The sequence below is a fragment of the Embleya sp. NBC_00888 genome (assembly GCF_045207655.1).
Taxonomy (GTDB): Bacteria; Actinomycetota; Actinomycetes; order Streptomycetales; family Streptomycetaceae; genus Embleya.
Genome location: NZ_CP108785.1, coordinates 2,071,105 through 2,092,909 on the forward strand (window position 1 = coordinate 2,071,105; position 21,805 = coordinate 2,092,909).

Sequence of the window (21,805 nt, forward strand, 5' to 3'; positions counted from 1 at the left end):
TGCTGGTCGCGCCGAACGAAGACCGAGCCCGGAATTGGGTCGGTCGAACGGATCCGCCCGGGCATCGGCTGCCTAGTCTGTGGTCCCATGACGCAATCAGCCGCGCTGCCGTTCGGGACCCACGACTTCGTACTGCGAGGCGGGCGGGTCCTCGATCCGGAAACCGGGCTCGACGCGGTGGCAGACGTGGGCGTGACCGCCGGCATGATCAGCGCCGTCTCCCGGGAGCCGCTCCGGGCCCTGCGGACGGTGGACGTGCGCGGTCTGGTGGTCGCGCCGGGCTTCATCGACATGCACAGCCACTCGCACGACGTGGCCGGCCACCGCCTCCAGGCCCTGGACGGGGTCACCACCGCGCTCGACCTCGAGGCCGGCCTGTCGCCGGTCGAGGAGGGCTACCGGCAGGCCGCCGCCGAGGGGCGCCCGCTCAACTACGGCTTCTCCGCGTCCTGGTGCCAGGCCCGGATGACCGCCGTCGGCGGGCTTCCGCACGGTGGCGGCATCGCCGTCGCGCTCGCGCAGCTCGGCCACCCGGCCTGGCAGCTCGAGGGCGACGGCCGGCAGCTGGACGCGCTGCTCGAACTGCTGCGCCAAGACCTCGCCGCCGGCGCGCTGGGCATCGGGATCGTGGTCGGCTACGCGCCTCGGATCACACCCGAGGAATACCTCGCCGTGTCGCGACTCGCCGCCTCCACCGGACGCCCGACGTACACGCACGCCCGGCAACTGATCGAGGTGGAGAAGGACACTCCCATCGACGGCGCGCAGGAGATCGCCCGCGCGGCGGCGGAGACCGGCGTGCACGCGCACTACTGCCACGTCCCGTCCACGTCGCTCCGGCACACCGACCGGGTGATGCGGCTGATGGAGGACGTGTGCGCCGAAGGCGGCCGGGTCTCCACCGAGGCGTACCCCTACGGCGCCGGCATGACGGCCATCGGCGCGTCCTTCCTGGCGCCCGAGAAGCTCGGCTCGGCGAACATCGAACCCTCCGACATCGTCTACGCCCCGACCGGCGAGCGCCCGGCCGACGCCGCGCGGCTGCTCGAACTGCGGGCGGCGGATCCGGGCGGTCTGGCCATCGTGCACTTCCTCGACGAGAACGACCCGAACGACCGCGCGTTCGTGGACCGGGCCCTGCTGCATCCGGGCAGCGTGATCGGCTCCGACGCGATGCCGTTGACCTGGATGAACGGAACGGCCGACCCGATGGCGTGGCCGCTGCCGCCGAACGTGGTCACCCACCCGCGCACGGCGGGCACGTTCTCGAAGGTGCTCCGCCGTTACGTCCGCGAACTCGGCGCGCTCACCCTGATGGACGCCGTCGCGCGCAGCAGCTTCGCGCCCGCGCGGCTCCTCCAGGACAGCGTGCCCGTGATGCGCCGCAAGGGCCGGGTGCAGGCGGGATGCGACGCCGACCTGATCGTCTTCGACCCCGACACCGTCTCCGACCAGGCCACCTACGAGCAGAGCACCCGCCCGTCCATCGGGTACGCGCACGTCCTGGTCGGCGGCGTCCCCGTGGTCCAGGACGGCGTCCTGTGCCTGGACGCCCTGCCGGGCACCGCCGTACGCGCCTGACCGAGCCCGCCCACCCCGACGGGCCGCGCCCCTCGCCGAGGGCGCGGTCCGTCGCCATTCCCACGACCGGGGGACCGTCGTGCGATCACCGTCCCGGCGCACCGGCCCCGCCGTTTTCGGCGGCGGGAGGTCGTTGCCGTCCAACCCCGGCATCGGACCGGCTGCATCGTCGCCGCCGATGTGGCTGATCCGCTCGCCGTCGACCCCGCCGTCCTCGTCGAAGTCCACGCTCTGCCGACGCGCGACGGAGCCGACGATGGATGTCCCCGGGCCCGCCCGACACCGCGCCCCGCGCGCGTCCCACCGCCGCCCACCGCACCCATCGCGGCTCCGTCTCCCCGTCGACCGCCCGTGCCGTCGACCCCCGACAACGCTACGAATCCGGCGCCCTCGTGGCATTCCCTCACCGGATGAGAAGCGGATGGAACTTCGGCGGTATACGCCACGCCCGCTCCACCCACCGCAGTAGTCGCGCCCCGCCGGACCCGGACGGGGGCCGGCCCCAAAGCACCGGGCCGCCCCGTCGTCGACCGCCCGTGCCGGTCCGCGATCCCCCGCCGCGTCCATCCGGTCGGAGCGCGACGGGCCGGTCACTCCCGCGCGGTGCGTTGGAGCCAGCCGTGCGGATGGCTGGTGACGCCGTACAACTCCAGGTCCCGGCGGGTGGTGAACGCGCTGCCCTGCTCGGTGGCCAACCAGTCGGTGACCGCGGGCACCACACCGCCCGGCATGCCGGGCGGACACAGGTCGGGGTCGTCGACGATGCCGTCCTCGACGACGAAGAAGCCGCCGTCGGGGACCAAGCGGGCGAAGTTGCGCAGCGCGGCCATCGTCGTCGCGTACTCGTGCAGCGTGTCCTCGACGACCAGGCAGCGGGCACCGGGCGGGACCTGGTCCGCGACCCGGTCGGCGACGCTCGGATCGGTGACGTCGCCGGCCACCAGGGTGATCTCGCGGGCGAAGGACGGGTCGGCGTCGTGCAGCAGGGCGGCGACGCGGTCCTGGTCCAGGTCCACCGAGATCACCCGGATCCCGTCCGGGACGCGACCGTAGCCGGCCTGGGTGCGCAGCCGGTCGCGAAACCACAGCGCCGAGCCGCCCAGGTGCGTGCCCAGTTCCACCACCACCTGGGCCCGCGAGGCCCACAACACGTGCTCGAACACCCGCAGGTCCTCGGGGAACTTCTTGATCCGCAGCCCGGCGTACCAATCGCGGACGTGTTGGCGCCCGCGCGCCCGCCGGTACTCCAGGAGGGTGGCCCGGTGGTCGGCGGTGACGGTCGGCGGCAGTTGTCCGCCCTCGATGTGATCGGTGATGGTGATCCGCTCCTGTCCCGGTGTCTCGACGGGTTCGGGCGGCGGACCGGGCCTGTCCGGGTCTTTTCGTGCGTCCGCCATCCTTCCATTGAAGAGGTCGACCCCGGTTTCGGCAGCCGGAAGCGCTAACTCGCGCCGTTGCCGGAGCGGGCGCCGCTCAGTCGGGCAGGATCGAGCGATACCAGTCGATCTTGGCCCGCAGATGTCCCTGTCGGGCGCGCAGCAGCGCGATCTGTTCCTCGACCGCGTCGTCGTGCCGCTCCAGCAGCCCGATGCGCTCGGCCAGCGACTCCTGGTCACCGGTGCGCGCCAGTTCGGCGTACCGACGCATGTCCGCGATCGGCATGCCGGTGTCGCGAAGGCAGCGCAGTATGCCGAGCCATTGCAGGTCGTCCTCGGTGAAGCGGCGGTGCCCGCTGGGCGCCCGGCCCACGTCGGCCAGCAGGCCGATGCGCTCGTAGTAGCGCAGGGTGTCCAGGCTGAAGCCGGATCGCTCCGCCGTCTCGGCCGGGGTCAGGTAGCTCGTCGCGGTGCTGGTCATGACCGCATTCTGCCCGCCGTCCGCCTCCCGACGCGCTCACCTTTTCGAGCCGGGCGGCGGCCTCGCGCCGGCGGCGCGTGCGCGATGGGCGGGTTGACTCTGACACCGTGTCAGGCGCTGTGCTGGGTCGCATGATCGCCTACAACGGCTCCGGGCCGTACTGCTACACCCATAGTCTGCGCATGATGCTCGGCTCGTACGCGCCGGATCCGGCCGTGGTCGAGACCCTCACCGGGTCGCCCTTCGGGGTGCAATTGGTCGGCGGTGAGACGCCGTTCTTCGACCCGTTCGGCTGGGATCCGGAGTTGGGGCTGGCCGCCGCGGTCACCGCGCTGGGCTGGACCTGCGAGCGCGAGTGCGGCGGCACCGCGGACGAGGCCCTGGACCGGCTGCGGGCCGCCTGCGCCCGGGGCCCGGTCCTGGCCGGGCCGCTGGATCTCGGACTGTTGACGTATCGGCCCGGCACGCCGGTGGCGGACGGCGCCGACCACTACGTGGTGGTGCTGGCCGCCGGCGAGGACACCGTGCTCCTGCACGACCCACAGGGGCACCCGTACGCGACGTTGCCCGTGCGGGAGTTCGCCGCCGCGTGGCGCGGCGAGGCGATCGCCTACCTGGATGAACCGTTCGTGCTGCGCACGCGATTCGTCCGGGTCCGCGAGTTCGCCGTCGCCGACGCGCTGCGCGGGTCGCTGCCCGCCGCCGCGCACTGGCTCGCCGGCCGCGCGGACCTGCCCGTGCCGCCGGGCACCCTCGGCGGCGCCGAAGCGCTGCACGCGCTGGCCGAGGCGGTGGCGCGCGGGCTCGCCCCGGACGTGCGCACGCTGCTGGCCTCGTTCGCCGTCCGGGTCGGCGCGCGCAGGCTCGACGACGCGGCCGGATGTCTGGCCGGGCTGGGTCTGCACGAGGCCGCGCGGATCGCCGGCCGACAGGCCGCGTCGGTCGGCGCGTTGCAGTATCCGCTCGTGGTCGGGGACGACCGGGCGCTGGCGGCCGGCCTGCGCGAACTCGCGCCCACCTACCCGGAACTCGGTCGAGAGCTAGAACGTGCCCTCGTCGGCTGAACCCGGGCGCACCGCGTCGCCGACGACCGCGTCCCACGCCGCCATCGCGCACGCGGCGACCCGCTCCAGGTCCGCGCGCGACGCGCCGTCGCGGGCCTGAACGGACATGCCCTGGATCACCGCGCTATAGAAGGAGGCGACGGTGGCGGCGTCGACGCCGGGCGGGACGTCGCCGTCGCACACGCCCTGGCACAGTCTGCGCGTCAGGTCGTCGATGCCTTCCTTGCGTACGCCGGCGACGTGCTCGCGCACGGCCGCGTTCGCCTCGGAGCAGTTCGTCGCGGACAGCACGATCATGCAGCCGCGCGGCTTGGCCTCCTCGGTGTACGCCCGCGCGTTGGTGGCCAGCATCGCCGCGACGGCGGCACGCGCGGTCGGCTCCTCGACCAGGGCCCGCGTCACCGTCCGGCCCTCGGTGGCGCCGTACAGCCGCAGCGACTCGCGGAACAGTTCCTCCTTGGAACCGAACGCCGCGTACAGGCTGGGCGAGCCGATCCCCATGGCCGACGTCAGGTCGGTCATCGACGTCGCCTCGTAGCCCAGGTCCCAGAACACCCGCATCGCCCGTTCCAGGGCCGCGTCCCGGTCGAATCCCCTGGGTCGTCCGCGTCCGGCCAAGCCGGGCCACCACCCTTCGCCCATCCATTTCTGTGTCGTTCGTTCAATATATGCCTTGACCTGCCCGGACGGCCCTGTGATTATTTCTGTGCCGATCGACACAGAAATCGGCGCGCAGGGAAGAACATCCACACGGAACCGGGGGACGGGCATGCACGAGCCGACGAACACGACGGACACGACGGACACGACGGACGCGGCGGGCACTGCGGGCACTGCGGGCAACAGGGCCGCGCTGATCACGGGGGGCAGCAGGGGAATCGGCGCGGCGATCGCCCGACGTCTGGCGCACGACGGCGTGGACGTGGCGTTCACCTACGTGAGCGCGACCGGCAAGGAGAAGGCCCAGGAGGTGGTGGCCGCCGTCGAGGCGACCGGCCGGCGAGCCCTGGCGATCCGGGCCGACGTGGCGGACGCCGACGCGGTGACCGAGGCCGTGGACCGGGCGCACGCCGAGTTCGGGCGGCTGGACATCCTGGTCAACAACGCGGGCGTCTTCCCGAACGGCCCGATCGAGCAGGTCACCCTGGACGAACTGGACCGCACGTTGGCCATCCACGTACGCGCCGCGTTCCTCGCCTCCCAGGCCGCGATCCGACACCTGCCCGAGGGCGGCCGGATCATCTCCATCGGCAGTTGCCTCGCGGACCGGGTGCCCTTCCCGGGCATCGCGCTGTACGCGATGAGCAAGGCCGCGCTGGGCGGCCTGACCCGGGGCCTGGCCCGCGAGTTGGGGCCGCGCGGGATCACCGCGAACGTGGTGCACCCCGGCTCGACCGACACCGACATGAACCCGGCGGTCGGCCCCGCCGCCGACGCGCAACGCCAACTCAGCGCGCTGGGACGCTTCCTGGACCCGGACGAGGTCGCCGCGACGGTCGCCTTCCTGGCCGGCCCCGGCGCCGGCGGCATCACCGGAAGCGCGCTGACCGTCGACGCGGGCTCCAACGCCTGACCCGACCCGCCGCCGCGGGTCGCCCGGAGCATGTCCCCGGACGGCCCGCGTGGCCGGTGTGGCCCGCTTCCCCGCCCGCGTGGCCCGCCCGCGCGGCCCGCTGCCGTCGAAGAAGCGGAAGCCGCCCGGTCACGGGGACTTGCTGTAGCCCAGCGCCTCGACGATGCGTCCGTCGCGGATGTGCATCAGATTGACGCCCGCCACCCACGCGGACTCCGCGTGCGCGTCGCCGAACACCTCGTTCACCTCTCCCCCGCCGAAGTACACGTTCCAACGGATCACCGCGCGATCCCCGAAGACGAACACCTCCTGCGGCCTGAAAGCGGTGTTCGTGTCGGCGGCCAACTCCCGCCAGAAGCCCAGACACGCGTCCAGTCCCTCGTACCGTGTGCCCTCGGGCGCCGGCTGCACGCTCACCATCACGCACTCGGCGGCGACCAGACCGGCCAGGAGCGTCGGATCGTGCGTGGTGAACGCCTCGTTGAACCGCTCGATGACCTGAGCGGTCGTCATGATCCCGGCAGCCTCGCCGGACGTGGCGGTCCCGGCGGTCCCGGCGGTCCCGGCGGTCCCGGCGGTCGTGGCGGTCGTGGCGGTCCCGGCGGTCGTGGCGGTCGTGGCGGTCGTGGTCTCGATGGTCGTCGTGATCCGCGACATGGTCGTGTCTCCCGTGTGTGTTCCGACGAGTTCTCCCGAACTCGTCGACGATGTCCGGCCCACCGGTCCAGGCGGCGCCGTGGGAACGATCCTGCGACCCTCGCGCGGACCCGACAATTCCCGGCAGGGAATGACCACAGTCCGCTCGGATCCCGCGAGCACCCCGGACGGCAACCGATCCGCGTCGAGGGCGCGGCCGCAACGTCGGCCGCCCGAGCCGGAGATCGCTTCGCGGCACACGGTGGGTTCACCCTTGACCATCAAAACCGATCACCATATGGTTTTTGAACCGGGCAGTAACCCGGACTGCCCCGGGACCCACCGATCGGAGTCGCCATGGCCGCGCACGACCTCACCCTGACCGACAAGGCCGCGTTGACCAGCGGCCTGGGCCAGATGACCACCAAGGCGATCGAGCACGCGGGGATCCCGTCGATCACCATGTCCGACGGCCCGCACGGGCTACGCCTGCAGCGCCCCGATCGCGAGCCGGGTCAACTCGACCTGAGCCCGGCCGCCCCCGCGACGTGCTACCCGCCGGCCGTCGCGCTGGGCAGCAGTTGGGACATCGAACTCGCCCATCGCGTCGGCGCCGCACTCGCCGTCGAGGCGGCCGCGCACGGCATCGGCGTCCTCCTCGGCCCCGGCATCAACATCAAGCGCTCGCCGCTGTGCGGACGCAACTTCGAGTACTTCTCCGAGGATCCGACGCACTCGGCCGAATTCGGCGGCGCCCTGGTCCGCGGCCTCCAGGAGCACGGCACCGGAGCCACCCTCAAGCACTACGCGGCCAACAACCAGGAAACCGACCGCATGCGGGTCAGCGCCGACATCGACGAGCGCCCCCTGCGCGAGATCTACCTGCGCGCGTTCGAACGCGTGATCCGCCGCGCTCGGCCCTGGGCGGTGATGTGCGCCTACAACGGCGTCAACGGCGTGACCCTGTCCGAGAACACCCGACTGCTCACCGACATCCTCCGCACCGAGTGGGGCTTCGACGGCCTGGTGATGTCCGACTGGGGCGCGGTGCGCGATCGGGTCGCCGCGCTGCGCGCCGGACTCGACCTGGAGATGCCGCCGACCGGCGGGCGCACCGACCGCGAGGTGGTCGCCGCCGTCACCGCCGGCGAGCTCGACGAGGCCGTGCTCGACCAAGCCGTCGAGCGGCTCGTGCACTTCGCCCACCTGGCCGCGCGACCCGCCGGCGACGGCTCGACCGCGCCGTACGACGAGCACCACCGACTCGCCGGCGAGGTCGCCGACAACTGCGTCGTGCTGCTCCGGAACGAGGGCCCGCTGCTGCCGCTCGACCCCGCCTCGGGCAGCGTCGCGGTGATCGGCGAACTCGCCCGCACCCCGCGCTTCCAGGGCGGCGGCAGCTCCCAGGTGACACCCACCCGGGTGGACGTCCCGCTCGACCACATCCGCGAACTCGCCACCGGCGCCCGGGTCGACTTCGAGCCCGGCTACCCACTCGCGGACGGCCCCGAACCCGACGCCGACCCGGTCGGGGCCGCCGACCGCGCCGTCCGCCTCGCCGCCGCGAGCGACACCGTCGTGCTCTTCCTGGGCCTGGCTCAGCAGGACGAGTCCGAGGGCTTCGACCGTGACCACATCGACCTGCCCGCCGAGCAACTCGCGCTGCTGGAGCGCATCCTGGCGGTCAACTCCCGGGTGGCCGTGGTGCTCTCCAACGGCGGCGTCGTGCGCACCGCGCCGTGGCACGAGCGGGTGCCCGCGCTCGTCGAGGGCTGGCTGCTGGGCCAGGCCGGCGGCGGCGCGCTCGCCCGCGTGTTGTTCGGCGCGGTCAATCCCTCCGGCAAGCTCGCCGAGACCATCCCGCTGCGCCTGGAGGACTCCCCCAGCTTCCTGACCTTCCCCGGCGCGGAGGGCCACGTGCGCTACGGCGAGGGCGTGTTCGTCGGCTACCGGGGCTACGACGCCGCCCGCCGCGAGGTCGCGTTCGCGTTCGGCCACGGCCTGTCCTACACGACCTTCGCCTACCGCGACCTGACCGTGGCGCCCACCGCCGACGACACCGGGTTCGCCGCGCGGGTCACGATCGCCAACACCGGCGACCGCGCCGGCCGCGAGGTGGTGCAGGTGTACTCCTCGGCGCCCGCCGGCTCGACGGTGGAGCGGCCGATCCGGGAACTGCGCGGCTTCGCGTCGGTGCGCCTGGAGCCGGGCGAGAGCCGCGAGGTGCTGGTCGAGTTCGACCGCGCGGACCTGGCGTACTACAGCGTGCGCACCGACGGCTGGCAGGTCGAGGGCGGCACCTACCGCATCGAGGCCGCCGCGTCCTCACGCGACATCCGGCTGTCCGCCGACCTGGCCGTCACCGCCGACGACGCAGGCGCCGAATTGAGCGTGCACAGCACGCTGGGCGAGTGGCTGGCCCACCCGGTCGGCGGCCCGCTGCTCCTGGAGCGCTTGGCCCGCGCGAGCTCCGACCTCACCTCACGGCTCGCGGAGGACCCGATGTTGCAGCGCGCCGCGCACAACGTCCCGCTGGAGGTGGTCGCCGACTTCGCCGGTGGATTGATCGGCCGCGACGAACTGGCGGTGCTCGCCGAGCGGGTCGCGCAGGCCGCGGGCTGAGGCCGGAGCCGAGCCGACCGGCGGGTGCGGTGTCCACGAGGACGCCGCACCCGCCGGGCCCGGAGTCCGGCTCAGTCGCGGCCCGTCGAAGCGGGTGCCGGCGCCGGCTCCAACAGGGTCAGGATGTCCTTGATCGCCTGCTCCATGTCGATCGAGCGGTCGTTGAGCCACTGCAACTGGATGCCGTCCGCGACCGCGATCAGCAGCACCGCCAGCCGCTCCGGCGGAATCACACTGTCGATGGAACCGTCCTCGATGCGCGACCGCATCGCGGCCAGCACCGACTCCCGCGAGCGCGGATAGCGCTCGGCGAAGAACGCGTGCGCCGGATGCTCCGGATCGCTGCCCGCCGCGGCCATCGACACGTAGAGCTCGATCAACCCGGCCGCGCGCGCTCCCGCGCGGACCATCTCCAGATGCGGATCGGGCCCCTCGTAGTCCTCCCACACCCGGCGGTTCTCCTCGTCGCGGGCGCGGAGCACCTGCGTCAGCAGGTCCTCCTTCGACGCGAAGTAGTGCATCAGACCCGGCAGGCTCAGGTTGCACCGCGCCGCGACCTTGCGCAGCGACGTACCCCGGTAGCCCTCCTCGGCGAAGACCTCCAGGGCCACCCGCAGGATCTCCCGCCGTTTCGCCTCGCCCTTCTCGTACGGGCCGCGTTTCGCCATGTCACTCACCTTAGTCCGCGCCCACACTCCGGCCGCCGGGCCCGGTGGGAGTGACACAAAGGCAGTCGATCGGATGGTGTGCCGGCGCACGCCGTTGCGGCCGGCGGCGGGGGCTCGTTGATCCGCCATGACCACATCCACGTCGCTCGACGAGGCATTGGGCACACTCGCCGGCGCGATCGAGGAGATTCTCGACCTCCTCGACCCCACGCCCACCCCCACCCCCACCCCCGAGTCCGAGCCGGTACCCACCCGCCCTCGACCGATCCCCGACGGCCCCGATCACGCCGTGCCGATCCTGCACCTGGATCCCACCATCGACCCGGACGCCCTCGTCCACGCCCTGCGGCACGCCCTGCACCACCGACCGCCGCTCGGGCAGGTCGCGAAATCGCCCGGCCGAGGCGAGCCGCGAGAACCGCCGTCGCACCCGCCTACCTTTGCCGATGGACCATGCACGATGAACAGCCCACCCCTATAGGCGAGTTCACGAGATCCCGGCGGCCGATGCCGGCACCGGGGCTCTCGCCGGTTCCGGACCGAACCGCGCGGCCACGAACAGGAAGGCCACCCCGAAGGCCACGTAACAGGACGAGCGCAACAGTTCGAAGCCGGTCAGGTGCCATTCCTGGCCGGGTAGGTGCGGCACGGACCAGACCAGAAAGCTCGGGAAGACGATCAGGCCGGCGAAGAGCAGCGTGTCGGCCCGCGTGTGCGCGCCGCGCAGCCTCGCCCACAGCAGGATCGCGATCGGCACGCACCACACCCAGTGATGGCTCCAGGAGATGGGACTGGCGAGCAGCCCGGCCACGGCCGCCGCCGGCAGCCCCCACGCGTCGCCGCGGCGGCGCTGGGCGACCACGGCGCAGAGCATGCCCAGCACGCCCACGGTGACGATGGTCAGCGTCCCGCCGATCCCGGGATCGAACAACCCGGTCACCCGGGTGAGCAGCCCGCGCGCCGACTGGTTCGCGGCGTTCTCCACCCGGCCGACCCGCTCGGGGGTGAAGACCAGGTCGGTCCAGAACCGCCGGGTGGCCCCGGGCAGGATCAGCGCCGACAGCGCCACCGTCACACCCGCGGTGGTGATCGCGGTGACCCCTTCGGGGCGGCGTCCGGTCAGCAGGAGGTAGACGATGAACACGGCCGGGGTGACCTTGATGCCGGCCACCAGTCCCAGTCCCACCCCGCGCAGCCGCACACCGGGTGGGCGGGTGAGGTCCCACAGCAGCACGGCGAGCACCGCGAGGTTGACCTGCCCGTACCGCATGGTGGTGAACACGGGCTCGAACCAGATGGCGAAGGTCGTGGCGGCGAGCACCAGGGCCGGGTCCGGTCGGCGGCCTTCGGGATCCACCAGCCGCATCGACAGTGCGACCACGATCGCCACGAGCACCAGATTCGCGGCCACCCCCAGATCGAGCAGCGGGTCCTTCGGCAGGTAGGTCAGCGGGACGAACAACAGCGCGGCGAACGGCGGATAGGTCGCCGGCAGGCCGTGCGGCGTCTCGAGCGGACCGTACAGGTCGATCCCGTCCCGCACCGCCAGCCCCTCGGCGCGATAGACCACGAGGTCGACCATCGAGGGGTGGCTCAGGTGTCGCACGAGCAGGTAGACACCGATCGAGGCGGCGCACGCGAGCGTTTGGCCCCACATCCGCCGGGCCTGCGGCAACCCTCCGGTGCGGTCGCCGGCCCATCGCCACGCGCCGGGCCGGCCGCCGGAGTGGGTGGGGCGTCTCATCCGACGACGCTAACCCGCGCGTGGCCGCGTTCCCCGCGCTTGGGGTTCGGCCATCAAGGTGGTGTCGGACCCGCGCCCCGGATCACCGCCCGCCGACCCAGGGTGAGGCGCACCACTTGATCCTCGGCGTGATCGACGCCGACGGCCGGCTCGACCCGGGCACCCTCGCACTGGTCTGCACCGACAAATGCGATGGGTCGCCCCGACACCGGCGCCGTGCAGATGGGCGTGCGCATGCGCGACGCCGACGATCGGCTCCCGTTGCCCGAGCGAGGTCTGGTGCTCACCCCACTGTCCATCGGGATCACCGTGGTCGGCCCGATCGTCTTCCCCGGCGAGACCGCCGCCCTCCGGTTCCGCTTCGGACCGTTGATGGTCGGCGCCTTCGTGCCGGCCGCGCTGCCGATGGCGGCCTGGGGACTGGCGTACCGCGAACGTGTGCATCCGGAACGAAGTTGGTTCACCGGACTGCTCTGGAGTGTCCTGCTGTGGTTGCACACCTACCACCTGTTCGTGGTGGCCGGCCGGACCGCGGTACGGCTCGCGCTCGGGCGCAACGGCTGGGCCAAGACCCGGCGCAACGCCGAGATCGGCATCGCCGGCGCCCCCACCGCGCTGGAGGCCTGACCCGGCTCCGCGGCGCGACCCGACCTCGACGCGAACCCGACGCGGACCCGAGGCCCGACGTGGACGCGAGAGCCGAAGCGAACGCGAGACCCGACCTCCGGTCGGCGACCACCCACCTCCCGACGCCCGACTTCCCCTCGAAGCCCAGCACGGAGAACCGCACGTGAGTACCCCCTGCCTGCCGCCCGCCAGTGTCGCCGTCGTCCTCGGCACCCGACCCGAGTTGGTCAAGCTCGCCCCGATGATGCACGAACTCGGCTCGGTGGCACGGCTGTTGCACACCGGGCAGCACTGGGACGAGGCGATGTCCGGCCGCTTCCTGCGCGATCTCGAGCTGCCGCACCCCGAGTTGCTCACCGGGATCGGCGGTCGTCCGCGAGCCGGCCAGATCGCCCAGTCCCCGGACCAGCGCGACGACGCCTTCGTCCGGCACCGCCCGGCCGCGGTCGTCGTCCAGGGCGACACCAACGCCACACTGGCCGGCGCCCTGGCCGCCAACGCCCGGGGCATCCCGCTCGTACACGTCGAGGCCGGACTGCGCGGCTTCGACCGGGCCATGCCCGAGGAGCACAACCGGGTCATGGTCGACCACGTCGCCGACCTGCTCTGCGCGGCGACCGCGACCAACGCGGCCAACCTGCGCGCCGAATCGGTGGACCGGGGCCGGATCTCCGTCACCGGCAACACCGTGGTCGAGGTCGTCCGCCGCCAACTGCCCGGTGCACCGGCCCGCGCGGCGCTGCCGGCCGGATACGGACTGCGGCCCGACACCTACGTGCCGGCCACCGTGCACCGCCCGGAGAACACCGACACCGCCGCCGCCCTGCGCGCGGTGCTCACCGAACCGGACACGATCGCCCGATCCGGTACCCGGGTGCTGTTCCCGAGCACCCGCGCACCCGGGCCGCCGTCGAACGCTTCGACCTGACCACACTGCTCGCCCGAATCACCGCGATCGAGCCGGTGGGCCACGCCGAGTTCCTGGCCCTGGCCCGGCACGCCGCGCTGCTGGTCTCCGACTCCGGCGGCATCCAGGAGGAGTGCACGGTGCTGGGCCGCCCGCTCCTGGTGGTCCGCCGCTCGACCGAACGCCCGGAGGCGGTGGACGCCGGCTTCGCCGCGCTGGTACGCCCCGGCGCCCACCTGGGCGACACGGCCCGCACCTGGCTGGCCGACACCGAGGAGCGGCCGGCCCGTCTCGCCGAAACACCCAGTCCGTACGGCGACGGCCTGGCCTCCGCCCGGATCGCCCGACCGCCCGACCGCCCGACTCGCCGAATCACCCGTCCTCGCGGCCTGAGCGACTCGTATCGCCGGAGCGGCACGGACGTGGGCGGTGATGCGCGAACCCGCTCTGACACGCCGCCATGCGGCAAACGAGTGAGGGTCGGCCTCCGAGCGGCGGCCGTGTTGTTCCCTGGTAGGGCACCCACCGTGCACGTCGCGCGGAACGTACGCGCGCCGTTCGTCGGTTCGTCCCCCCGTTCGTTCGTCCGCCCGTTCAGGAGATCCCCGTGGCCATCGCTCCCGGCAAGCTGTCCGACCCGGCCGTAGGCGCCTTCGTCGCCGCCGTCAACGCGCACGACCGCGACGCCTTCGCCGCGCTCCTCACCGCCGACGCGACGATGTCCGACGACGGTTCGGACCGCGACCTGCACGACTGGGTGGATCGGGAGATCTTCTCCTCCAACGGCCACATGGACGTGGTGACCGAGTCCGCCGGCGGCCACGCCCTGATCGTGGGCTACCGCAACGACACCTGGGGCGAGATGCGTACGGCGTGGCGCTTCACCGTGACCCCCGACGGCCGCATCAGCCGCTTCGAAACGGGCCAGGCGTAGCCCCACCGGATCCCCCCGCCGCGGACCGGCCTGCGGACCGATCAGGCGTCGGGGAACAGCGCACAACCGTCTGCCCGGCACCGCTCGATCCACGCCGTCGGATCCCACGGCTCGAAGCACTCCGGCGCCGAGCCCACGAACCGCTCGAAGGTCGACGGCCGGGTGGGATACACCTTCGCACCGGCGGGAACACGACGGTTCCACTCTCGGGCCAGTGCCACATACTCCTCGTCGAACCCACCCGTCGTCGCCGGTGGCGGCGCCGGCGAGGCGCCCGGCGCGGCCAGGATCCGCTCGCGCACCGCGACCACGCCACGACGCCACGACGCGGATCGGAACGGGCGACCGGAGCGGCATCCGAACCGGTGCGCCACTCGGTGATCGCGGCGTCCGGCACCCCGCCCGGCCATGCCTCGCCCGCCCGCGCCGACAGGCGGAAATCCACCCCCAACCGCCCGAATTCGAGCCGCGAGGAGCGCGTACCCTGAGCCGCCATGAGCCCCGAAGCCCACGAACGCGGACAGGCGTTGCGCCGTGAGATCCACGCCTCCTCCTCGGCACGGCGCAGCGCGCTCGCGGTGATGTCCGCGTGCTGCCTGCTCCTCATACCGTGGACCGGCTACCTGCTGGTCACCCTGCCGATGCACTACGAGGCGCGCCGTTGGCGGGACGCGTGGGCCGGCTTCGACGTCGGCCTACTCGTCGCCCTGGCCTGTACCGCGTACTTCGGGTGGCGCCGCCGACAGGCCCTGATCCCCGCCGCGCTGATCACCGCCACGCTGCTGGTGTGCGACGCGTGGTTCGACGTGATGCTCGCGTGGGGCACTCCCGACCTGTGGCCGAGCGTCGCTTCCGCCGCACTGTGCGAATTGCCGCTCGCCGCTTTCCTGGCCACCCGCGCCCGCCGACTGCTCCGCTACACCCTGCGCGCGCACTGGTACGGACTCGGGCTGCCGGGCGAGCCCCCACCATTGCGCCGCCTGCCGCTGCTCGCGCTGCCGGATCCGCCCGGCCCCCGGCCGTAGGGGCACCGGCACCCCTTCCCTCCTCATCCGCGCGAGGCCTCCGGAATTCGGGACCCGCAACTCGGATTCGGATTCGAGGCCCGAGCCCCATGGCCGGGGCTCCGCGCGTCAGGCCTGCGCGGTGGGCAGCACGAGCAACTCGGCGAGGTTGACGTGTGCCGGAGCGGCGACGGCGTACACGATGGCCGCGGCCACGTCCTCCGGAGCCAACGGCGTCAGCGCCGTCCGCATCGCGGCGAGGGCCTCGTGGCCGGCCGGGTCGGCCATCTCGGCGCCCAGTTCGGTGAGCGTGATGCCGGGCTCGACGTTCTTCACCCGGACACCGCGCGGGCCGAGTTCGGCGCGCAGGCCCCGACTGAGGTGGGCGACGGCGGCCTTGGTGGCGCAGTAGACGGACCAGCCGGGGAAGGACTGTTGTCCGCCGATCGAGCCGATGTGGATCAGGTCGGCCGCCCGGCCGCCGGCCGCGGCGGCCAGCAGGTCCTCGGCGAACGCCCGGCCGGTGTGCAGGAGTCCGTTGAGGTTGACGTCGACCATGCGCTCCCATTCGGTGGTCGGCGCGGTCTCGAAGGCGGCGCCGAACATCACCCCGGCCGAGGCCACCACCAGATCGGGCGATCCGAGTCGGGCGCGGATCAGGTCGGCGGCCCGGGCCGGCGCCGCCGGATCGGCGACGTCGCAGGGGATCGGCAACATCGTGCCGCGGTCGGCGGATTCCTCGGCGAGCGCGGCGAGGCGGTCGGCCCGGCGGCCCAGGATCGCCACGTCGGCGCCGGCGTCGGCCAGAGCCCGGGCGGTCGCGGCGCCGATGCCGCTGCCGGCGCCGGTGACGACCGCGACGCGGCCGTGCAGCGGGCGGTCGGGCGAGCTGCGGGAGTCGAGGGGAAACCAATGTGCGATGCCGGCCGGCGGGCCGGTGGGAGTGGTGGATGTCATGGCTCCAAGGCTGGCCGGCGTGCCCGGGGGCGGGCCAGGCCGCGGCACACCCTGGGTGTACGGCACCCTCCCGGGCGATCGCGGGCCGTCGTACCGTCGGGGTATGAACAGCGACAACGCGCTCGGCGCCTTCCTGCGGGCCCGCCGCGAGGCGGTCGACGTGGACGCGGTGGGCATCGTGCACACCGGGCGCCGCCGTACGCCCGGCCTGCGCCGCGAGGAGGTGGCCGTGCTGGCCGGCGTCAGCACCGACTACTACGTACGCCTGGAGCAGGGTCGCGAGCGCGGCCCGTCCGACCAGGTGCTCGACGCGCTGGCCAGGACCCTGCGCCTGGGCGACGACGCGGCCGAGCATCTGCGCCGACTGGCCCGCCCGACCGCGCACCGGCGGCCCCGTGCCCGGCGGGCCGAGCAGGTGAGCCCGCACCTGACCCGGATGATGCAGACCTGGGACCGGCAGCCCGCGCTCGTGCTCGGCCGGTACATGGACATCCTGGCCTCGAACACGCTGGGCTCCGCGCTGTTCGAGGCGCCGGAGCGAAACCTGCTCAGGTTGATCTTCCTCGATCCGGCCGGGCGGGAGTTCTACCCCGACTGGGAGAAGGCGGCGCGCAACACGGTCGCGTCGCTGCGCGCGTGCGCGGGCGACGATCCCGGCGACCCCGCGTTGATCTCGCTGGTGGGTGAACTGAGCGTGCGTAGCCCGGACTTCGCCCGGCTGTGGGCCCGGCACGAGGTACGCGGCAAGAGCACCGAGGCGAAGCGCTTCCGGCATCCCAAGGTGGGTGAACTCGTGCTCGCCTACGAGGCGTTGACCATCAACAGCGCCCCCGGCCAGCAATTGGTCGTCTATCAGGCCGAGCCGGGCAGCCCGACGGAGGAGTCGCTCCGCCTCCTCGGCAGCCTGTCCGCCGCGCCCCCGGCCCGGCCCTGACGTCGACCACGATCCGCGCGGGTCACCCCAGTTCGCGGAACCAGCGGACGACGACGGCGGTGCCCAGGCGGTTGGAGTCCGAGTGCGTCACCTCGGGGCCGTAGCGGGTGACCCGGACGTCCGTCCCGGTGGCGCGCAACGCAGCCTGGCAGTGCGCCGTGTTCGCGGGTGCGGCCTCCTGGTCGTCGACCGCCATGTACAGCCGTACCGGCACCCCCGGGCGCCAATTCGTGCACACCGAGTCGGTCTCCCGCAGCGCGGCGGCGAACGCGCCGGTGGGTCGCTCCAACAGGGCCCGCCCTGGTCCGGTGAGCAGGCCGTCGATGTTCTCCGGGGTCCCCCGCAAGACCTCGGTGGGTGTGTGCGAGCCGTCCAACAGGCCCTCGATGGTCTCCGCGTACAGCGGCTGGAAGACGTCGGCCGGACGGTCGTACACGTGGTGCAGGCGGTTGTAGGAGACCAGGAGCAGGCTCGCGTAGATCACGCTCGCCTTGTCGTCCAGGTCGCCGCGCAGCAGCGCGGGCAGTTCGGCGCGGCGGAAGTCGTAGGCACCGCTGATCGGCGCGATCGCGCCGACCCGGAAGAACGCGTCCGCGCCGGACCGGAGCGCACGGGCCAGGCCGAGTGCGGCGGAGGCGCCCTGGGAGAACCCGCTGACGTACACCTCCCGTTCCAGGCTTCGTCCGCGCGAGTCGGCGAACGACCGTGCCGCGCGCAGTAGATCGAGCGAGGCGGTGGTCTCCGACGGGATGTCCATCCACGGGTGCGGGCCCGGGCCCTCGCCCTGACCGAGGTAGTCGGGCATGGTGGCCGCGAATCCGGCCGAGGCGAAGGTCAGCGCGGGCGCGATGCCCCACGTGTCCTCGGCGGTGGACGGCGCGTCGCGCCGGTACAGCTCGGTACCGTGCGTGAACGACACCACGCGCAGTCGTCGATCTGCGTTCGTCGGAAGCGCGAACAGGCCGGTCGCGGTGGTGGGTCGGCCGGTCGCGTCCACGGTGCGGTAGACCAGCCGGTACAGCGTGACGTCGTCGCGGACGGTGCCCGGGTCCCAGCGGTCGTCGCGCAGTTCCTGCCGGGCCTGCCCGGCGGTCACGGTCCGCAACTCGACGAAGTCCACGAGCGTGCCGCGCCCGAGCCGGTCGACGGCCGCCTGCGACGCGACGGACGCGGCAGGCGCGACTGGCGCGGCGGCCCGCGCGGTCGCGGTGGCCGACGCGCCGAGCAGGCCGGCCAGGACGAGCGCCGCCGTGAGCCGGCGAGTGGTGGAGCAGGCGATGGAGGTCGGGGCACCGGCGCGCGGTGCCATACGGGAGTTCCTGCCTGGTGTGTCGAACCCTCGGTTTCCCATGCCTCGACGCTAGGCATTCGTCGAGCGGGCGAACATCCGGACAGCAGGGAGGACGGGATCCGGGCACGCCCGGGTCGGACCCGGGGGCGCACCCGATGGACCCGCGGGTCGAAGTGTGCTCGGACCGGGCCCGGCCGCCCGCGACGACACGCTCCGGTGTCGGAAACGTCCCCCCGCGCCCGGTCCGGCGCTGCTGGAATGGAACCGGACACCGCGCGGCGCGGTGGCGGCGCCCGAACACCGCCGTCCGGCACACGAGGGAGCGACCCATGACGACCCGACACCCGCCCCGGCGGACCACGTCCATCGCGCGCACCGGCCGGGCGCCCGGGGCCTGGCCCGTACTCGGGCACCTCCCGCACCTGTTGCGCGCCCCGCTGCGCTTCCTCGGCTCGCTGCCCGCGCACGGTGAACTGGTCGAGATCCGGCTCGGCCCACGCCCCGCGTTCGTGTTGTGCCATCCCGAACTCGCCCGGCAGGTGATGAGCGACGGCCGCGCCTTCGACCGGGTCGGGCCGCTGTACGAGGGCTCGCGCGCGGCCCTGGGCAACGGGCTGGCCACCTGCCCGCACGCCGACCACCGGCGGCAACGCATGCTGATGCAACCCGCGTTCCGCTCCGAACACCTGCCCGGCTACGCCGACGCGATGCGGCGGGAGATCGGCATGGCACTGGAGCACTGGCGACCGGGCCTGGTGCTCGACATGGTCGACGAGATGTTCGCGCTCACCACGACCGTGGCGGTTCGCACCCTGTTCGGCGGCGGCATCACCGATCGCGACATCGCCGAACTGCGGGACAGCCTGGACACCTTCCTCAAGGGCGTCTACCTGCGTGCGCTGCTGCCCGCCGTCGACGCCCTGCCCACCCCGGGCGCCCGGCGCTACACCCGGGGCCTGGCCGGCTGGCGGACCCACGTGACGCGGATCGTCGGCGAGCGCCGTGCGGACGACGGCGACGGCGGGGATCTGCTGGGTCGTCTGATCGCCGCCCGGGACGAGGCGGGCGGAGCGCTCACCGAGCGGGAACTGCACGATCAGGTCGCGGTGTTGATCCTGGCCGGAGCCGAAACCACGTCGTCCGCACTGGCCTGGGCGCTGCATCTGATCGCCGCGCATCCCGAGGCGGAGGCCGCGCTGCACGCCGAGGTCGACGCCGTCCTCGACGGGCGCGTGGCCGGTCCCGACGACCTGCCCCGGCTGGAGTGGACCGGCCGGGTGATCCGCGAAGTGCTGCGGCTGTACCCGCCGGCCTGGGTGCTCCCGCGCACCAGCACGCGCGAGATCGAGGTGGCCGGCCGCCGGCTGCCCGCCGGCAGCACGCTCGTGTTCAGCCCGTACATCCTGCACCGCCTCCCGGAGTTCCACCCCGAGCCGGAGCGCTTCCGCCCGGAACGCGACCAGTCCGACGGCGTCGCCCCGGCGGCCTGGTCGCGCGCTTCCTTCGTGCCCTTCGGTACGGGTCCGCACAAGTGCATCGGCGACACGTTCGCGTTGACCGAGGCCACGCTCGCACTGGCCTCCATCGCGGCCCGCTGGCGCCTGCGCCCCGCCTCGGGCACCCCGGTCCGGGCCACCCCGCGCAGCGTGTTGACCCCCAGTGCCCTCCCGATGCACCTGATCCGCCGCTGAGCCGGACGCACCGCCCGACTCCCGTAGCGGGCAGGGTCGTTCGTTCAACCGTGGGCGGCCACGCACTCCCCCACGGCATCGAACAGCAGCGTCCAGTTGGCCGGCACGCGCCGTACCGCGAAGGTCAACTGGAAGCGCACCACCGCCCACTCGTCGGGGTGCGCGCCGGCGCCGTGCGTGCGGACCACCTCGAGGGCGTGATCGAGGCACTCGACCGGGTCGTCCTCGTCGAACCCCAGTCGCGCGTAGGCCCGACGCACGTGATCGGGCATGGACAGCGACTCGTCCCATCCGGCCACCGCGTCGAGCAGGTAGAGCAGGTGACTTCCCGGAGCTGGGAGTTCGCCACGCAGTCGGGCCGTGTCGAACTCCCGGTCCGCGTCCCGCGCCACCAGGTCCGAACCCTGTACGGCCCAGGCGACCAGGTCCGCCCAGTAGGCCGGTTCGTGCCGGCCGTCGGTCTGCCGGATGTGTTCGCTCGCGAACGCCGCCATCGCGTCCGGGTCGTCGATCAACGGCGAGACGACCATGTCGCTCGTGCCGTCGAAGCCGAAGTAGTAGCGCCGCCCGTCGAGGACGAGCGACTCGATGCCGGCCACATGGCCGGTTCGTCCGGGCAGCGGGTCGAAGCGCCTGGCGGGATCGGGGTTCATGCCGACGACCGTAGCGACGATCACCGACGCCGCCGCCCCCGACCCGCGGCACTGCGGCCCCGACCCCGCGACAGTGCGGCCCCGCGACCCGGCGTGCGCGGCCGGTCGACGCACGCGGCTCGGCCGCCGGCCGCCTCGCTCACGCCTCGCGTCGGTGTAGATCCCCCAGCACGGCCAGGTCTGCCTCGGTCAGCCGGAGCGCGCCGGCGGCCACGTTGGCGACCAGGTGGTCCGGGTTGCCGGTGCCGGGTATGGCCAGCACGTGCGGCCCCTGGTGCAGCGTCCAGGCGATCCGGACCTGCGCCGCGCTCACCCCGTGCGCCCGCGCCACCTCCAGCACCTCGGCCGCCTCGGTGTTGACGACTCCGACCTGGCGCCCGGTACCGGCGATGGCGTAGAACGGTACGAACGCGATGCCCTGTTCGCCGCAGGTGCGGACGAACTCGCCCTGGTCGGCCCGCATTCCGATGCCGTACGGGTTCTGTACGCACACCACCGGCGCGATCGCGCGGGCCTCGGCCAGTTGCTCGGGGTGGATGTTGGAAACGCCCAGGTGTCGGATCAGACCGGCCGCACGCAGGTCGGCCAGTGCGCCGAAGCGCTCCGCGATCGAGTCGGTGCCCAGGACGCGCAGGTTCACCACGTCGAGGTGGTCACGGCCGAGTTGGCGCAGGTTCTCCTCGACCTGGCCGCGCAGTTGCGCCGGCGTCCTCGCGTGCGACGCCCAGTGACCCGCCGGGTCCCGGCCGGGTCCGACCTTGGTGGTGATCACCAGGTCGTCCGGGTAGGGGGCGAGCGCCCGGTTGATCAGTTCGTTGGCGGAGCGCAGCGGCGAGAAGTAGAAGGCGGCGGTGTCGATGTGGTTCACCCCGAGTTCGACGGCGCGGCGCAGCACGCCGATCGCCCGCTGCCGATCGCTGGGCACCGCGTCGGCCGCGAGCGCCTCGCCGTGCTGCGTCAGGCGCATCGCGCCGAATCCGATCCGGTTGATCGTCAGGTCGCCGAGCGTCCAGGTGCCCGATTCCGTCGCGGTGATCGTCTGTGTGGTCATGGCGGCATGAT

At 73.1% G+C, this 21,805-nt stretch carries 21 protein-coding genes and 1 pseudogene; 11 read left to right on the plus strand and 11 right to left on the minus strand.

The window, feature by feature from the left end:
* Positions 1–87: 87 nt before the first annotated feature.
* Positions 88–1,581, plus strand: coding sequence for an amidohydrolase family protein (locus tag OG948_RS43375; protein WP_331770492.1), 1,494 nt, complete (start codon positions 88–90; stop codon positions 1,579–1,581).
* Positions 1,582–2,171: 590 nt separating this feature from the next.
* On the opposite strand, the gene OG948_RS43380 is transcribed toward OG948_RS43375, so the two are convergent.
* On the minus strand, positions 2,172–2,978 hold the full coding sequence (locus OG948_RS43380; protein WP_331770493.1) for a CmcI family methyltransferase: 807 nt from the start codon (positions 2,976–2,978) through the stop codon (positions 2,172–2,174).
* Positions 2,979–3,054: 76 nt separating this feature from the next.
* Positions 3,055–3,438: a MerR family transcriptional regulator gene (locus OG948_RS43385; protein ID WP_331770494.1), complete on the minus strand. Its 384-nt coding sequence runs from the start codon at positions 3,436–3,438 to the stop codon at positions 3,055–3,057.
* A 131-nt stretch (positions 3,439–3,569) separates the two neighbouring features.
* Between OG948_RS43385 and OG948_RS43390 the strand changes: the two genes are divergently transcribed.
* Positions 3,570–4,502 carry a hypothetical protein gene (locus OG948_RS43390; RefSeq protein ID WP_331770495.1) on the plus strand — a complete coding sequence of 311 codons (933 nt, stop codon included), beginning with the start codon at positions 3,570–3,572 and terminating at the stop codon, positions 4,500–4,502.
* Here OG948_RS43390 and OG948_RS43395 read toward each other — a convergent pair.
* Entirely contained in the window at positions 4,479–5,144 is a 666-nt protein-coding gene (locus OG948_RS43395) for a TetR/AcrR family transcriptional regulator (RefSeq protein ID WP_331770496.1), read from the minus strand. The two genes, OG948_RS43390 and OG948_RS43395, sit on opposite strands and share 24 nt — an antisense overlap.
* A gap of 127 nt (positions 5,145–5,271) precedes the next feature.
* Between OG948_RS43395 and OG948_RS43400 the strand changes: the two genes are divergently transcribed.
* On the plus strand, positions 5,272–6,075 hold the full coding sequence (locus OG948_RS43400; protein WP_331770497.1) for an SDR family oxidoreductase: 804 nt from the start codon (positions 5,272–5,274) through the stop codon (positions 6,073–6,075).
* A 129-nt stretch (positions 6,076–6,204) separates the two neighbouring features.
* Here OG948_RS43400 and OG948_RS43405 read toward each other — a convergent pair whose 3' ends face one another.
* A complete protein-coding gene (locus OG948_RS43405) occupies positions 6,205–6,732 on the minus strand; it encodes a nuclear transport factor 2 family protein (RefSeq protein ID WP_331770498.1) in 528 nt (175 codons plus the stop codon).
* Between the two features lie 336 nt (positions 6,733–7,068).
* Here OG948_RS43405 and OG948_RS43410 point away from each other — a divergent pair, with 336 nt between their 5' ends.
* Complete coding sequence (locus tag OG948_RS43410; protein ID WP_331770499.1) at positions 7,069–9,333, plus strand: glycoside hydrolase family 3 C-terminal domain-containing protein; 2,265 nt, start codon at positions 7,069–7,071, stop codon at positions 9,331–9,333.
* Positions 9,334–9,404: 71 nt separating this feature from the next.
* Here OG948_RS43410 and OG948_RS43415 read toward each other — a convergent pair whose 3' ends face one another.
* Positions 9,405–10,001 carry a TetR/AcrR family transcriptional regulator gene (locus OG948_RS43415; RefSeq protein ID WP_331770500.1) on the minus strand — a complete coding sequence of 199 codons (597 nt, stop codon included), beginning with the start codon at positions 9,999–10,001 and terminating at the stop codon, positions 9,405–9,407.
* Between the two features lie 127 nt (positions 10,002–10,128).
* Between OG948_RS43415 and OG948_RS43420 the strand changes: the two genes are divergently transcribed.
* Positions 10,129–10,482 carry a hypothetical protein gene (locus OG948_RS43420; protein ID WP_331770501.1) on the plus strand — a complete coding sequence of 118 codons (354 nt, stop codon included), beginning with the start codon at positions 10,129–10,131 and terminating at the stop codon, positions 10,480–10,482.
* A 6-nt stretch (positions 10,483–10,488) separates the two neighbouring features.
* Here OG948_RS43420 and OG948_RS43425 read toward each other — a convergent pair whose 3' ends face one another.
* Positions 10,489–11,745, minus strand: coding sequence for a glycosyltransferase 87 family protein (locus tag OG948_RS43425; RefSeq protein ID WP_331770502.1), 1,257 nt, complete (start codon positions 11,743–11,745; stop codon positions 10,489–10,491).
* 192 nt (positions 11,746–11,937) lie between these two features.
* Between OG948_RS43425 and OG948_RS43430 the strand changes: the two genes are divergently transcribed.
* From OG948_RS43430 to OG948_RS43440, 3 genes and pseudogenes are all read left to right on the plus strand, one after another.
* Positions 11,938–12,372: a hypothetical protein gene (locus OG948_RS43430; protein ID WP_331770503.1), complete on the plus strand. Its 435-nt coding sequence runs from the start codon at positions 11,938–11,940 to the stop codon at positions 12,370–12,372.
* A gap of 304 nt (positions 12,373–12,676) precedes the next feature.
* A pseudogene (gene wecB, locus OG948_RS43435) lies at positions 12,677–13,926 on the plus strand (non-hydrolyzing UDP-N-acetylglucosamine 2-epimerase).
* Positions 13,887–14,213: a nuclear transport factor 2 family protein gene (locus OG948_RS43440; protein ID WP_331770504.1), complete on the plus strand. Its 327-nt coding sequence runs from the start codon at positions 13,887–13,889 to the stop codon at positions 14,211–14,213. The pseudogene wecB and the gene OG948_RS43440 overlap by 40 nt, the downstream one beginning before the upstream one ends.
* 41 nt (positions 14,214–14,254) lie before the next feature.
* On the opposite strand, the gene OG948_RS43445 is transcribed toward OG948_RS43440, so the two are convergent.
* Positions 14,255–14,524, minus strand: coding sequence for a hypothetical protein (locus tag OG948_RS43445; protein WP_406300596.1), 270 nt, complete (start codon positions 14,522–14,524; stop codon positions 14,255–14,257).
* A gap of 183 nt (positions 14,525–14,707) precedes the next feature.
* Between OG948_RS43445 and OG948_RS43450 the strand changes: the two genes are divergently transcribed.
* Positions 14,708–15,238, plus strand: a complete 531-nt coding sequence (locus tag OG948_RS43450; RefSeq protein ID WP_331770505.1) for a hypothetical protein — start codon at positions 14,708–14,710, stop codon at positions 15,236–15,238.
* Positions 15,239–15,346: 108 nt separating this feature from the next.
* Here the strand turns inward: OG948_RS43450 and OG948_RS43455 are convergent, their stop codons facing one another.
* The gene (locus tag OG948_RS43455) at positions 15,347–16,174 is read right to left on the minus strand and encodes an SDR family oxidoreductase (protein WP_331770506.1); all 828 of its coding nucleotides are present in this window, start codon (positions 16,172–16,174) and stop codon (positions 15,347–15,349) included.
* A 103-nt stretch (positions 16,175–16,277) separates the two neighbouring features.
* Here OG948_RS43455 and OG948_RS43460 point away from each other — a divergent pair, with 103 nt between their 5' ends.
* The gene (locus tag OG948_RS43460) at positions 16,278–17,108 is read left to right on the plus strand and encodes a helix-turn-helix transcriptional regulator (RefSeq protein WP_331770507.1); all 831 of its coding nucleotides are present in this window, start codon (positions 16,278–16,280) and stop codon (positions 17,106–17,108) included.
* Positions 17,109–17,130: 22 nt separating this feature from the next.
* On the opposite strand, the gene OG948_RS43465 is transcribed toward OG948_RS43460, so the two are convergent.
* Entirely contained in the window at positions 17,131–18,417 is a 1,287-nt protein-coding gene (locus OG948_RS43465) for a lipase (RefSeq protein ID WP_331770508.1), read from the minus strand.
* A gap of 311 nt (positions 18,418–18,728) precedes the next feature.
* On the opposite strand from OG948_RS43465, the gene OG948_RS43470 reads away from it, so the two are divergent.
* The gene (locus OG948_RS43470; RefSeq protein WP_331770509.1) at positions 18,729–20,090 is read left to right on the plus strand and encodes a cytochrome P450; all 1,362 of its coding nucleotides are present in this window, start codon (positions 18,729–18,731) and stop codon (positions 20,088–20,090) included.
* Positions 20,091–20,134: 44 nt separating this feature from the next.
* On the opposite strand, the gene OG948_RS43475 is transcribed toward OG948_RS43470, so the two are convergent.
* Positions 20,135–20,743: a hypothetical protein gene (locus OG948_RS43475; protein ID WP_331770510.1), complete on the minus strand. Its 609-nt coding sequence runs from the start codon at positions 20,741–20,743 to the stop codon at positions 20,135–20,137.
* A 139-nt stretch (positions 20,744–20,882) separates the two neighbouring features.
* Complete coding sequence (locus OG948_RS43480; protein ID WP_331770511.1) at positions 20,883–21,794, minus strand: aldo/keto reductase; 912 nt, start codon at positions 21,792–21,794, stop codon at positions 20,883–20,885.
* Positions 21,795–21,805 lie beyond the last annotated feature (11 nt).